This window comes from Streptomyces sp. NPDC046197 (genome assembly GCF_040646295.1).
In the GTDB taxonomy this organism is placed as follows: domain Bacteria; phylum Actinomycetota; class Actinomycetes; order Streptomycetales; family Streptomycetaceae; genus Streptomyces.
Genome location: NZ_JBEYZY010000006.1, coordinates 98,752 through 111,045 on the forward strand (window position 1 = coordinate 98,752; position 12,294 = coordinate 111,045).

Annotated in this window: 10 protein-coding genes; 8 read left to right on the forward strand and 2 right to left on the reverse strand. The window is 71.6% G+C overall.

Going from position 1 to position 12,294, the window contains the following annotated elements:
• Positions 1-86 precede the first annotated feature (86 nt).
• From rplT to AB0A61_RS10810, 8 genes are all read left to right on the forward strand, one after another.
• Positions 87-470 carry a 50S ribosomal protein L20 gene (rplT, locus tag AB0A61_RS10775; RefSeq protein WP_067134332.1) on the forward strand — a complete coding sequence of 128 codons (384 nt, stop codon included), beginning with the start codon at positions 87-89 and terminating at the stop codon, positions 468-470.
• A gap of 159 nt (positions 471-629) precedes the next feature.
• Entirely contained in the window at positions 630-1,490 is an 861-nt protein-coding gene (locus AB0A61_RS10780) for an RNA methyltransferase (protein WP_361289421.1), read from the forward strand.
• Between the two features lie 90 nt (positions 1,491-1,580).
• A complete protein-coding gene (locus AB0A61_RS10785; RefSeq protein WP_361289424.1) occupies positions 1,581-2,726 on the forward strand; it encodes an ATP-binding protein in 1,146 nt (381 codons plus the stop codon).
• A 148-nt stretch (positions 2,727-2,874) separates the two neighbouring features.
• The gene (pheS, locus tag AB0A61_RS10790) at positions 2,875-3,996 is read left to right on the forward strand and encodes a phenylalanine--tRNA ligase subunit alpha (protein WP_361289427.1); all 1,122 of its coding nucleotides are present in this window, start codon (positions 2,875-2,877) and stop codon (positions 3,994-3,996) included.
• Positions 3,996-6,518, forward strand: a complete 2,523-nt coding sequence (gene pheT, locus AB0A61_RS10795) for a phenylalanine--tRNA ligase subunit beta (RefSeq protein WP_361289430.1) — start codon at positions 3,996-3,998, stop codon at positions 6,516-6,518. Before pheS ends, pheT begins: the two co-directional genes overlap by 1 nt.
• Before the next feature lie 453 nt (positions 6,519-6,971).
• On the forward strand, positions 6,972-7,979 hold the full coding sequence (locus AB0A61_RS10800) for a PP2C family protein-serine/threonine phosphatase (protein ID WP_361290018.1): 1,008 nt from the start codon (positions 6,972-6,974) through the stop codon (positions 7,977-7,979).
• A gap of 269 nt (positions 7,980-8,248) precedes the next feature.
• Positions 8,249-9,589 carry a transcriptional regulator gene (locus tag AB0A61_RS10805; protein WP_361289433.1) on the forward strand — a complete coding sequence of 447 codons (1,341 nt, stop codon included), beginning with the start codon at positions 8,249-8,251 and terminating at the stop codon, positions 9,587-9,589.
• A 163-nt stretch (positions 9,590-9,752) separates the two neighbouring features.
• Positions 9,753-10,298 (forward strand): NUDIX hydrolase, encoded by a 546-nt coding sequence (locus AB0A61_RS10810; protein WP_361289435.1) that lies wholly within the window; start codon positions 9,753-9,755, stop codon positions 10,296-10,298.
• Positions 10,299-10,340: 42 nt separating this feature from the next.
• On the opposite strand, the gene AB0A61_RS10815 is transcribed toward AB0A61_RS10810, so the two are convergent.
• On the reverse strand, positions 10,341-10,598 hold the full coding sequence (locus tag AB0A61_RS10815; protein WP_361289437.1) for a hypothetical protein: 258 nt from the start codon (positions 10,596-10,598) through the stop codon (positions 10,341-10,343).
• 807 nt (positions 10,599-11,405) lie between these two features.
• Positions 11,406-12,278: a 3-hydroxybutyryl-CoA dehydrogenase gene (locus AB0A61_RS10820; protein WP_361289440.1), complete on the reverse strand. Its 873-nt coding sequence runs from the start codon at positions 12,276-12,278 to the stop codon at positions 11,406-11,408.
• Positions 12,279-12,294 lie beyond the last annotated feature (16 nt).

The following is a 12,294-nucleotide window of genomic DNA, read 5'->3' on the forward strand; positions in this document are numbered from 1 at the left end:
CAGCTCGCGCCGTACGTCTGGACCGGGACCCAATCGTTTCCGGGCCGTGTGAGGACCCCCACGGCCCCGCTACAAGGAGTTAACAAGTGGCACGCGTCAAGCGGGCAGTCAACGCCCACAAGAAGCGCCGGGCGATCCTCGAGCAGGCCTCCGGCTACCGCGGTCAGCGTTCGCGTCTGTACCGCAAGGCCAAGGAGCAGGTCACCCACTCGCTGGTCTACAACTACAACGACCGCAAGAAGCGCAAGGGTGACTTCCGCCAGCTGTGGATCCAGCGCATCAACGCCGCTGCCCGCGCCAACGGCATCACCTACAACCGCTTCATCCAGGGTCTGAAGGCCGCGAACGTCGAGGTCGACCGCAAGATCCTGGCCGAGCTGGCCGTCAACGACGCGAGCGCGTTCGCCGCGCTCGTCGAGGTCGCCCAGAAGGCGCTGCCGGCGGACGTCAACGCGCCGAAGGCTGCGTGACGCCGCACCGGCTTCAGCCGATGTGATCGAGGACCCGCAGGCTCCACAGGCCTGCGGGTTCCCTTGTGTTCCGAGACCTCCGGTCGGTTCGGCACCGACGGAATCCGCCGTGGCGGCCGAGCGCCGTCGCGGCGGAAAGTAGCTGCAAAGGTGAACCGCATGCCCCCCGCCACCCCCGAGCTGATCTCCCCCCGATCGCCCCGCGTCAGCGCCGCGCGGCGGCTGGCGAAGCGGAACTTCCGGGGCAAGGACCGGCTGTTCCTCGCCGAGGGACCGCAGGCCGTGCGAGAGGCCGCCGGGCATCGCAGCGGCGGCACGGGCACGCTGGTGGAGCTGTTCGCCACGGTCGAGGCCGCGGAGCGGTACGCCGACATCATCGGCGAGGCCCGCGACGCCGGCGCCCGCGTCCACCTCGCCGCCGACGAGGTCATCGCCGACATCTCCACCACCGTCACCCCGCAGGGCGTGGTCGGGGTCTGCCGGTTCCTCGACACCCCGTTCGAGGAGATCCTCGCCGCCGGGCCCCGCCTCGTCGCCGTCCTCGCGCATGTGCGCGACCCCGGAAACGCGGGCACCGTCCTGCGCTGCGCCGACGCCGCGGGTGCCGACGCCGTGGTCCTCACCGACGCCTCCGTCGACCTGTACAACCCCAAGGCCGTTCGCGCCTCCGTCGGCTCGCTGTACCACCTGCCCGTGGCCGTCGGCGTCCCCGTGGAGCGGGCCGTCGAGGGCCTCAAGGGTGCCGGAGTGCGCATCCTCGCCGCCGACGGGGCGGGCGAGTGCGACCTCGACGACGAACTCGACAAGGACACCATGGGCGGCCCCACGGCCTGGGTGTTCGGCAACGAGGCCTGGGGGCTTCCGGAACAGACCCGCGCGCTCGCCGACGCCGTCGTGCGCGTCCCGATCCACGGGAAGGCGGAGAGCCTGAACCTCGCCACCGCCGCAGCCGTATGTCTCTACGCGTCCGCCCGTGCACAGCGCGCCTCCGGAGGGTGCCGCTCCGTCACCGAGAGCTAGTAGGGTGACGGGCCCCGGGGCCCTCCCCAGCACTCGGCTGCGCGCGATCAGGGAGGTGCCCCCATGCCGTCGGAGAGGTGGGGTACGGGGATGAGCGTCGGCACGAGCAGCGCACCGGGAAGACGGGAGGCGCGGCGCTCACCCGCGCCCCGGCGCGGTGATCTGGCCGAGCTCGGCATAGACCCCGACGACCTGCCCGACGGTCTGGTGATCGCCGACGAGCAGGGCCGCGTCATCTGCTTCAACGCCGCGGCCGCCCGCATCACCGACGTCCCCGCCGAGGCCGCCCTCGGACAGCGCCTGGAGAAGGCCCTGCCCTTAGAGGACCTGGAGGGGCGGCGCTGGTGGCAGCTGACCGACCCCTACGGAGGTCTTGCCATCCGCGTCGGCCAGCCCGAGCGGAACCTCCTGCTGCACGGCGGACGGGAGGTGCTGGTGTCCGCGCGCTACCTCCGTACCCACCCCACCGGACCCGTGCGCCGCGTCGTCGTCTCCCTGCGCGACACCGAGGCCCGCCGCCGCACCGAGCGCAGCCACGCCGAACTGATCGCCACCGTGGCCCACGAGCTGCGCTCCCCGCTCACCTCGGTCAAGGGCTTCACCGCCACCCTGCTCGCCAAGTGGGAGAGGTTCACCGACGACCAGAAGCGGCTGATGCTGGAGACCGTCGACGCCGACGCGGACCGGGTCACCCGGCTCATCGCCGAGCTGCTGGACATCTCCCGCATCGACTCCGGGCGCCTGGAGGTGCGCCGCCAGCCCATCGACATGGGCGCGGCGGTCGGCCGGCACATCCAGGCCTACGTCGCCGCCGGACAGCCCGCCGACCGCTTTCTGGTGCGCATCGAGCAGCCCCTGCCCGCGCTGTGGGCCGACCCCGACAAGATCGACCAGGTACTGAGCAACCTCATCGAAAATGCCGTGCGCCACGGCGAGGGAACCGTCACGATTGACGTCTCGCCCTCGGTGTCCCCCCGGGAAGGGGAGGACGACGAGAACACAGCCACGTCGGTCACGGTGAGCGACGAAGGGCCCGGCATCCCGGAGGAGTCCATGAACCGCGTCTTCACCCGCTTCTGGCGGGGCAGCAAGCGCGGTGGCACCGGCCTCGGGCTCTACATCGTCAAGGGCATCGTCGAGGCCCACGGCGGCGCCATCACGGTCGGCCGCGCCCCCGGTGGCGGCGCGGAGTTCCGATTTACCCTGCCCGTGGGCACCCCGGCGCACCTGCTGTAGCCACCGGCCGGGGACCCACGGGCGCATTCGCTTTCCCCAGCCCCGTTAGACTCGGCCTTTGGCACCCTTGCGTCCCAAAACGCCAGACGATTCGTCCACGAGTCGGTGACGGGGACCGTCAGCCAGCCAATCGGAAGCACGGGAAGAGATGTCGGCACCGAATAAGTCGTACGACCCTGTTGAGGTCGAGGCGTTGAAACCGGAAGAGATCGAGCGCATGCGGGACGAGGCGCTCGCCGCCTTCGCCGCCGCGGACTCCCTCGACGCGCTCCACGAGGCCAAGGTCGCCCACACCGGCCCGGCCTCCCCGCTGGCCCTCGCCAACCGCGAGATCGGCGCCCTGCCGCCGCACGCCAAGGCCGACGCGGGCAAGCGCGTCGGCATGGCCCGCGGCGCCGTGAACAAGGCCCTCGCCGCCCGCCAGACCGAGCTGGAGGCCGAGCGGGACGCCCGCGTGCTGGTGGAGGAGGACGTCGACGTCACGCTGCCGTACGACCGGGTGCCGGCCGGCGCCCGCCACCCGCTGACGACCCTGTCGGAGCGTATCGAGGACGTCTTCGTGGCCATGGGCTACGAGGTCGCCGAGGGCCCCGAGGTCGAGGCCGAGTGGTTCAACTTCGACGCCCTCAACATCGGCCCGGACCACCCGGCGCGCGGCGAGGCCGACACCTTCTTCGTGCAGGGCGAGGGCGGCGGGACCGAGTCCGGCGTCGTGCTGCGCACGCACACCTCGCCGGTGCAGATCCGCTCCCTGCTCGACCGCGAGCTGCCGGTCTACGTCATCTGCCCGGGCCGCGTGTACCGCACCGACGAGCTGGACGCCACCCACACCCCGGTCTTCCACCAGGTCGAGCTGCTCGCCGTCGACGAGGGCCTGACCATGGCCGACCTCAAGGGCACCCTGGACCACATGGTCCAGTCGCTGTTCGGCGAGGGCATGAAGACCCGGCTGCGGCCCAACTTCTTCCCCTTCACCGAGCCGAGCGCCGAGATGGACATGCTCTGCTACGTCTGCAAGGGCGAGTCCGTCGGCAACCCCGACCGGCCCTGCCGCACCTGCTCGTCCGAGGGCTGGATCGAGCTCGGCGGCTGCGGCATGGTCAACCCGCGGGTGCTCACCGCCTGCGGTGTCGACCCGGAGAAGTACAGCGGCTTCGCCTTCGGGTTCGGCATCGAGCGGATGCTGATGTTCCGCCACAACGTCGAGGACATGCGAGACATGGTCGAGGGTGACGTCCGGTTCACCCGGCCGTTCGGGATGGAGATCTGATGCGGGTCCCGCTTTCTTGGCTGCGGGAGTACGTCGACCTGCCGGCGACTGAGTCCGGGCGCGACGTCCAGGCCAAGCTCATTTCGGCCGGCCTGGAGGTGGAGACCGTCGAGCAGCTCGGCGCCGACCTCAAGGGCCCGCTGGTCGTCGGCCAGGTGCTGACCATCGAGGAGCTGGAGGGCTTCAAGAAGCCGATCCGCTTCTGCACCGTCGACGTCGGCCGGGCCAACGGCACCGGCGAGCCCCAGGAGATCGTCTGCGGCGCCCGCAACTTCGCGGTCGGCGACAAGGTCGTCGTGGTCCTCCCCGGCGCCACGCTGCCCGGCGGCTTCTCGATCTCCGCCCGCCAGACCTACGGCAAGACGTCCCACGGCATGATCTGCTCCAGCGACGAGCTGGGCATGGGCGACGACGGCACCCACGGCATCATCGTGCTGCCGCCGGAGACCGAGGTCGGCAAGGACGCCATCGAGCTGCTGGAGCTGGTCGACGAGGTCCTGGACATCGCCGTCACCGCCAACCGCGGCGACTGCCTGTCCATCCGCGGCGTCGCGCGCGAGACCGCCATCGCCTACGGCCTGCCGCTGCGCGACCCGGCCCTGATCGACGTACCGGCGCCGAACGCCTACGGCTACCCGGTCCAGGTCTCCGACCCGCTCGGCTGCGACCGCTTCACCGCCCGCACGGTCACCGGCCTGCGCCCCGAGGCCCGCTCCCCGATCTGGCTCCAGCGCCGGCTGCAGAAGGTCGGCATGCGCCCGATCTCGCTCGCCGTCGACATCACCAACTACGTCATGATGGAGCTCGGCCAGCCGCTGCACGCCTACGACCGCAAGCTGGTCCAGGGCACCATCGGGGTGCGCCGGGCCGCGGAGGGCGAGAAGCTCGTCACCCTCGACGGCGTCGAGCGCAAGCTGCACGCCGAGGACCTGGTCATCACCGACGACCGCGGCCCCATCGGCCTGGCCGGCGTGATGGGCGGCGCCAACACGGAGATCGCTGACCACGCGGACACCGAGAACGGCACGAACGCGACCACCGACGTGGTGATCGAGGCGGCCCACTTCAACGCCGTGTCCGTCGCCCGTACCAGCCGCCGCCACAAGCTGCTGTCCGAGGCGTCCCGCCGCTTCGAGCGCGGGGTCGACCCGCAGGCCGCGGCCGCCGCCGCCCAGCGCACGGTGGACCTGCTGGTGCTGCTCGCGGGCGGCACGGCCGAGGCGGGCGTCACCGAGGTCGTCGCGCCCTCCGCGCCGCACACCATCACCATCCCGGCCAACCACCCGGACAAGGTCGCGGGCGTCGACTACGGCCGCGAGACGGTCGTACGCCGGCTCCAGGAGGTCGGCTGCGACGTCTACGGGCAGGATGAGCTGGTCGTCACCGTCCCGTCCTGGCGTCCCGACCTGGCCGATCCCAACGACCTCGCCGAAGAGGTCATCCGGCTGGAGGGCTACGAGAACCTGCCCTCCACACTGCCCAAGCTCCCTTCGGGCCGCGGTCTGACCCACCGCCAGCGGCTGCACCGCCGGGTCGGCCGGGCGCTGGCCGGCGCGGGCTACGTCGAGGCGCCGAACTACCCGTTCGTCAGCGAGCAGGTCTTCGACCAGCTCGGCCTGGAGGCCGACGACCCGGCCCGCCGCGTCGTGAAGCTGGTCAACCCGCTCAGCGACGAGGAGCCCGCGCTGCGGACGACGCTGCTGCCGGGTCTGCTGGGCGCCCTGCGGCGCAATGACGGCCGTGGCTCGCACGATCTGGCCCTGTTCGAGACCGGTCTGGTGTTCCACCCCCGCGCGGAGCGGCGGGGCGCCGTCCACCTGCCCGTCGACCGGCGTCCCACCGACGAGGAGATCGCGGAGCTGAACTCCGCGCTGCCCGAGCAGCCGCGCCATGTCGCGGTCGTGCTCGCGGGCGCCCGCGAGCAGGCCGGCTGGTGGGGCAAGGGCCGCCCGTCGGACTGGGCCGACGCCGTCGACGCGGGGCGCGCCGTCGCCCGCGAGGCCGGTGCCGAGCTGAGCGTCCGCAAGGGCCAGTACGGCCCGTGGCACCCCGGCCGCTGCGCCGAGCTCGCGATCGTCGTGGACGGCACCGAGCAGGTCGTGGGCCACGCGGGCGAACTGCACCCGCGTGTGCTGAAGGCACTCGGCCTGCCCGAGCGCACCTGCGCCATGGAGCTGAACCTGGACGCCCTGGAGACGGTGGGCAACGGCGCCCCGCAGGCGCCGCGCATCTCCACCTACCCGGTCGCCACGCAGGACGTGGCGCTCGTCGTCGACAAGCCGGTCCCGCACGCGGAGGTGGAGGCCGCGCTGCGCGAGGGCGCCGGTGAACTGCTGGAGTCCATCCGCCTGTTCGACGTCTACGAGAACGCCGAGCAGCTCGGCGAGGGCCGCAAGTCGCTGGCGTACGCGCTGCGCTTCCGCGCGCCCGACCGGACGCTGACGGTGGACGAGGCGTCGGCGGCGCGGGACGCGGCGGTGGCGCTGGCCGCCGAGCGAACAGGGGCGGTGCTGCGCGGCTGACCAGTACGGGAAGGCGGGGGACTGCGCCGAGTCCTTCGGCCGCGGGTGGTCCGTGGCTGGTCGCGCAGTTCCCCGTGCCCCTCTCAGGGGCGCGTTTTCCCGGAACTGAACTGCATAAATGCGGGCTGTCCGAAGATCCCTCACTCGTTCGGGTGGCAGCTCCTGTTGATCCGTCCCGATGCGGGGATGCGGTCGGCAGAATCGGACCGGCCTCTCGGGGCCGGTCTGCGCTGTCAGGGCCTTTGGGGGGCCATGGGCATGATCCGCATCAGGGCTGGGGCTCCGCACGGGGCGTGGTCCCGCAAGGACTCCCGGGTACCCGCCCGGCGGGGACTTCCGGCATGGGTGCGGCCCGGCGGCCGCGGCCCCGGCCGCTCGCTGCACGGCAAACAACCCGACCTCCGGCCGCTGCGCCGTGCCCTCGGTCTTGGGCCGCCCACGGCCTGGGGCGCGATGGCGGTCACCTTCAAGCTGGCCTGCCCACTGGCGCAGCAGACCGGCCTCGAGGCGCGGATCGTCACCAGCGCAGTGTTCTTCGCCGTCGGCACCGGACTCGTGCTCCATGTCCGCCGGGCGCTGCTGCGCGAGCTGCGGCAGGCGCGCGCGGTCGCGGGTGCCGCGCAGAGCGTGCTGCTGCGGCCGCTGCCGCCGCGCGTCGACGGGCTGAGCCTGGCCGCCGCCCAGCTGTCGGCGGACCGCGGTGCCGCCGTCGGCGGCGACCTGTACGAGGTGACCGCGACCGAGCACGGCGTACGGGTCGTGATGGGCGACGTCCGCGGGCACGGACTGGCCGCCCTCGGCACCGTCGCCGCGGTGCTCGGCAGCTTCCGCGAGGCCGTGCACGACGAGGCCGAACTCGCCGGCGTGCTGCGTCGGCTGGAGCGGGCGCTGGCCCGGCACCTGCGCGAACGGGCTCGCGCCGAGCATCCCTCGACCGGCCGGGAACCCGACAGCCCGGTCGCCGAGGAGTTCGTCACCGTCCTGCTCCTGGAGATCCACGCCGACGGCGAGGTGCACGCCCTCAACTGCGGGCACCCCTGGCCGTATCTGGTGAGCGCCCACGGCGTCGAGCCCCTCGCCCGCGCCGACCCGCTGCCACCCCTGGGCCCGTTCCCGCTGCCGGCCGACCTGACCGCCGCGCGCGTGGGCCGCCTGCCGTCCGGCGACGCGCTGGTCCTGTACACCGACGGCGTGGAGGACGCACGGGACACCCATGGCGGGTTCTTTCCGCTGCCGGCCGTCCTGGCCGAGGCGGTCCGGGACCGCACCGCGTCCCCGCAGACACTGCTCCGCACCGTTTTCACCCGACTCCGGCGCCACACCGGAGAACGTCCCGCCGACGACGTAGCGGTGCTGGTTCTGCGCAACGACCGAAGCCTGTCGGCCCACGTACGCTCACCAGGGGCGCCGGGAACTGCGCGACCGGCCACAACGCACCCACAGCCGACCAAGCACCGGTAGGGGGTGTCGGCTGCCGGCGTCACCGGCGGCGCCGCCCGCCCCGCCACGGAGTGTCGGGCAGGCAGCTGGGCGGACGGCGCGGAAGCGGGCCGCCGCACTGTACGAGGGGGAGCCGGCGGCCCGGCCGGCCTCTTACGAGGCATTTCAGTCAACCGGCGGGAAACTCTCCGCGACAGCGCGCGCACAGCCCGGATTCGCGTACTCCGTTCACACCCCGTGTGAAGCGGAACGCACTACGCTGTCGGCACCGAGCCACCGGGGGGCCCGACATGCAGCCCAACACACTGCTCGACGCGATCCTGGACGAGGCCGGGATCTCGCACGCGGGTCTCGCCGCCCACGTCAACCAGGCGGGCCGCAAGCGCGGACTCGCGCTCCGCTACGAACACACCGCCGTGGCCCGGTGGTTGAAGGGACAGCGGCCGCGCGGCCAGGTTCCCGACCTGATCTGCGAGGTGCTCGCCACCCGGCTGCACCGGCCCGTCACGCTCGACGACATCGGCCTCGGCGTGCCCGGTGAGCCGGCCGTCCCGCACGGCACCTCGCTGTCCGGCTTCGTCGAACGCGCCACCGCCCTGTGGCGCTCCGACGAGCAGCAGCGTCCGCACATACTCGGCGCGCCCGCCGTCACCGGCACCCCCGCCGTCATGCCCGTGTGGGAGTGGGAGAACCCGCCCGAGGACGTGGACGTCTCCCGCGGCGGCCGGCACCGGGTCACCCCGGCCGACATCGCGATGCTCCGCGCCGCCCGCACCCACTACGAGCAGATGTACCGCAAGGCGGGCGGCATAGCGACCCGCAGTCGCATCGTCGGCTTCCTCAACGCGGAGGCCGCACCGCTGCTGCGCGGCGGCTACACCGACGCCACCGGTCGCCAACTGCACCGTGCCACCGGCGGGTTGGTGGCCATCGCGGGCATCTGCGCGTACGACTCCGACGCGCACGGCCTGGCCCAGCGCTACTTCCACCAGGCGCTCAGGCTCGCCAAGGCAAGTGGCGACCGAGGACTCGGGGCGTATGTCATCGCGCTGCTGGTCAACCAGTCGCTGTTCATGAGGGAGTACCGCCAGGCGGTGGCCTTCGCCGAGGCCGCACTCCGCGCCGCCGGCAAGCACATCACCCCCGCGCTCGCCTCGGACCTGTACGCGATGCAGGCCAAGGCGTACGCCCACCTCGGCGACGGCACGAGCGCGCTGTCCTGCATCCGGCGGGCCGAGACAGCCGCAGAACACATCCGCCGCGGATACGAACCCGACGAGACCGGCTATGTACAGCCGGGCCTGGTCAACGTCCAGGTGGCGGAGGCGCTGCTGAGCCTCGGCGAGCTGGCGGCCGCCGAGGAGCACGCCGCGGCCGCCGTGGGCAATCCCGCGCACGACCGGGGCCGGGTGCACCGGCTGGCGATGCTCAGCACCATCGAGCTGCGCCAGGGCAACGCCGACAAGGCGGTGGCCACCGCGGTCCAGATGGCCGAGCAGGCCCGCGGGATGGAGTCCCAGCGGCTGCGGGACAGACTCCGCGCGGTGCGCGAGTACCTGGTGCGCAGCGGCTGCGCGGGCACGGCCGAGGCGGCCGAACTGATCGACGGGGCACTGCGCGTACCGCTGTGACGGCGGGCTGACCGACCCCGAAACCGCTGCTCGGGCAAGCTTTTGCGTACCCCTGCGCGGACCACTGCGCCCACCGCTGTGCCGTGAGCGGCTCGCTGTGCGCCTCCTGTCAGGTCGCCCCGGCTGCGATATTGCCACTTACTCGACGGAAGGTGGCAGAACCGTGCAGTGGACGAAGCGGAACGAACAAACTGTGTATGCAAACCGCTGGTTCAGCGTCAATCTCGCAGATGTCGAGCTGCCCGACGGCCGGCACCTCGACCACTTCCTCATACGGCTGCGGCCCGTCGCCGTGGCCACGGTGGTGAACGAGGCCAACGAGGTACTCCTCCTGTGGCGCCACCGCTTCATCACCGACAGCTGGGGGTGGGAACTGGCGGCGGGGGTCGTCGAGGACGGCGAGGACATCGCCCGTGCGGCCGCCCGGGAACTGGAGGAGGAGACCGGCTGGCGGCCGGGGCCCCTGCACCACCTCATGAGCGTGGAGCCGTCCAACGGCCTCACCGACGCCCGGCATCACATCTACTGGTCGGACGAGGGCGAGTACGTCGGACATCCCGTGGACGACTTCGAGTCCGACCGCCGGGACTGGGTTCCCCTCAAACTCGTTCCCGACATGGTCGCCCGCGGTGAGGTCCCGGCCGCGAACATGGCGGCCGCGTTACTCCTGCTGCATCATCTCAGGCTCGGGCAGGACACCCAGCCCTGATCGATTCCCCCACCGGTGTCCTGCTCCTCGGCCCTCGGCCGCCTAGTGCGCCAGAACCTGCCAGACGGTCGCGACGAGTGCGCCGACGGCTGTCAGGGCGGCGACCGCGGGCAGCGGCCAGCGTGCGTGCTCCAGCGAAATGATGCGGGTGTGCAGCTCGTCCAGTTCCTTGGCCGTCTCCTCGGTGCGATGGCTGAGCAGCGCCAGCCCGCCCTCGACGCGTGCGTAGGCCACATCGAGGCGGCGCCGTAACTCTGCGAGTTCCCCAGGGAGGACGGGATGCTCGGGATCGGCGGTCACAGATCCGCTCCTTTCCGTAGTCGTCTCACATCCCTTGCATGCGCATGATGAGTCAACTCGCCTGGTGGGCGCGTGGGGAGAGTGTGCGAGGGGCATATGCGGGTCCGCCACGCACACGGCGTGTGAAACACGCGGGCCCGGCACCGTCCGACGGTGCCGGGCCCGCGTGAGCAAAACGGCAAACGCTGTGTAATCAGACGTAGGCGGTGATCCGGGACAGGTGGCGATCAGGGGCAGGTGCAGAACCCGGCCCGCTCTTCCGGCCCAGCCGGCCGGCGTCCACCATGCGCTGCAGCAGCGGGGGAGCGGCAGGCTGCTCAGTTCGGCCTCACTGACCGCGCGTCTTGCAACGCCTGCTCGCAGGTCGGCACGGTTCGTCGGCCGGTACTTCTCCTAGTTCTTTCGGCAGCCGAAGAGGACCTCCAACACGTTCGCAGGACAAGCGTGAATCGGATTCGGGACGGGGCTTGCTGACGGGCCAGGGGTGGGCGCGGCGTCTGCCGCGTACACGGGGGCGGCGCCCATGAGGAAGGCGCCGGCAAACAGGGCGGCCGTGGCAGCGAGAGCTACTTTGTTCATGTGCTGCAAACGATCTTCGAGCCATGGGGTCACTGCTCGCCGCACTGCCGGCAGAGCGGGTGCAGGAGTCGGCGGAGCTGTACGTGCACGGCGCCCGCTACGGCGGAGGCCACAGGCGATCGGGCGTTTGAAGACTCTTGACGATCACCGAAGGCCGCCACCTGGATCACGTGTGGCGGCCTTCGGTGTTCTGCTGAGTTCTTCCCTTGCGGTGTTCGTTCGCGCAGGTCAGGGGTAGGTGTAAAAGCCCGACCCGCTCTTCCGGCCCAGCCGGCCGGCGTCCACCATGCGCTGCAGCAGCGGGGGAGCGGCGTACAGCGGCTCCTTGTACTCCTCGTACATCGAGTGCGCCACCGAGGCGACCGTGTCGAGGCCGATCAGGTCGGACAGCTTCAGCGGGCCCATGGGGTGGGCGCAGCCGAGCTCCATGCCGTTGTCGATGTCCTCGCGGCTGGCGATGCCCGACTCGAACATCCGGATGGCGGAGAGCAGGTACGGGATCAGCAGCGCGTTGACGACGAAGCCGGAGCGGTCCTGGGCGCGGATCGCGTGCTTCCCGAGCACCTTCTCGGTGAAGAGCTGCGCCCGGCTGAGGGTGCCCTCGGAGGTGGTCAGCGCGGGGATCAGCTCGACCAAGTTCTGCACCGGGGCCGGGTTGAAGAAGTGGATGCCGATGACGTGGTCCGGGCGCGCGGTGGCGACCGCGAGCTTCACCAGCGGGATCGAGGAGGTGTTGGAGGCCAAAATGGCGTCCGGCCGGGTCACCACCTGGTCGAGCACCTGGAAGATCTCGGTCTTGACCTGCTCGTTCTCCACAACCGCCTCGATCACGAGGTCGCGGTCCGCGAACTCGCCGAGGTCGGTGGTGAAGCTCAGCCGCGCCTGCGTGGCCTCCTGCTCCTCCTCGGTGATCTTGCCGCGCTCGGCCGCCTTGGCCAGGGAGTTGAACAGCCGGGTGCGGCCGATCTCCAGGGCCTCGCCGGTGGTCTCGGCGACCTTGACGTCCAGGCCGGCCCTGGCACACACCTCGGCGATGCCCGCACCCATCTGGCCGCACCCCACCACTCCGACGCGCGCAATGTCTGCCGAAATGCCGCTCACATCGTCCCTTTCGCTG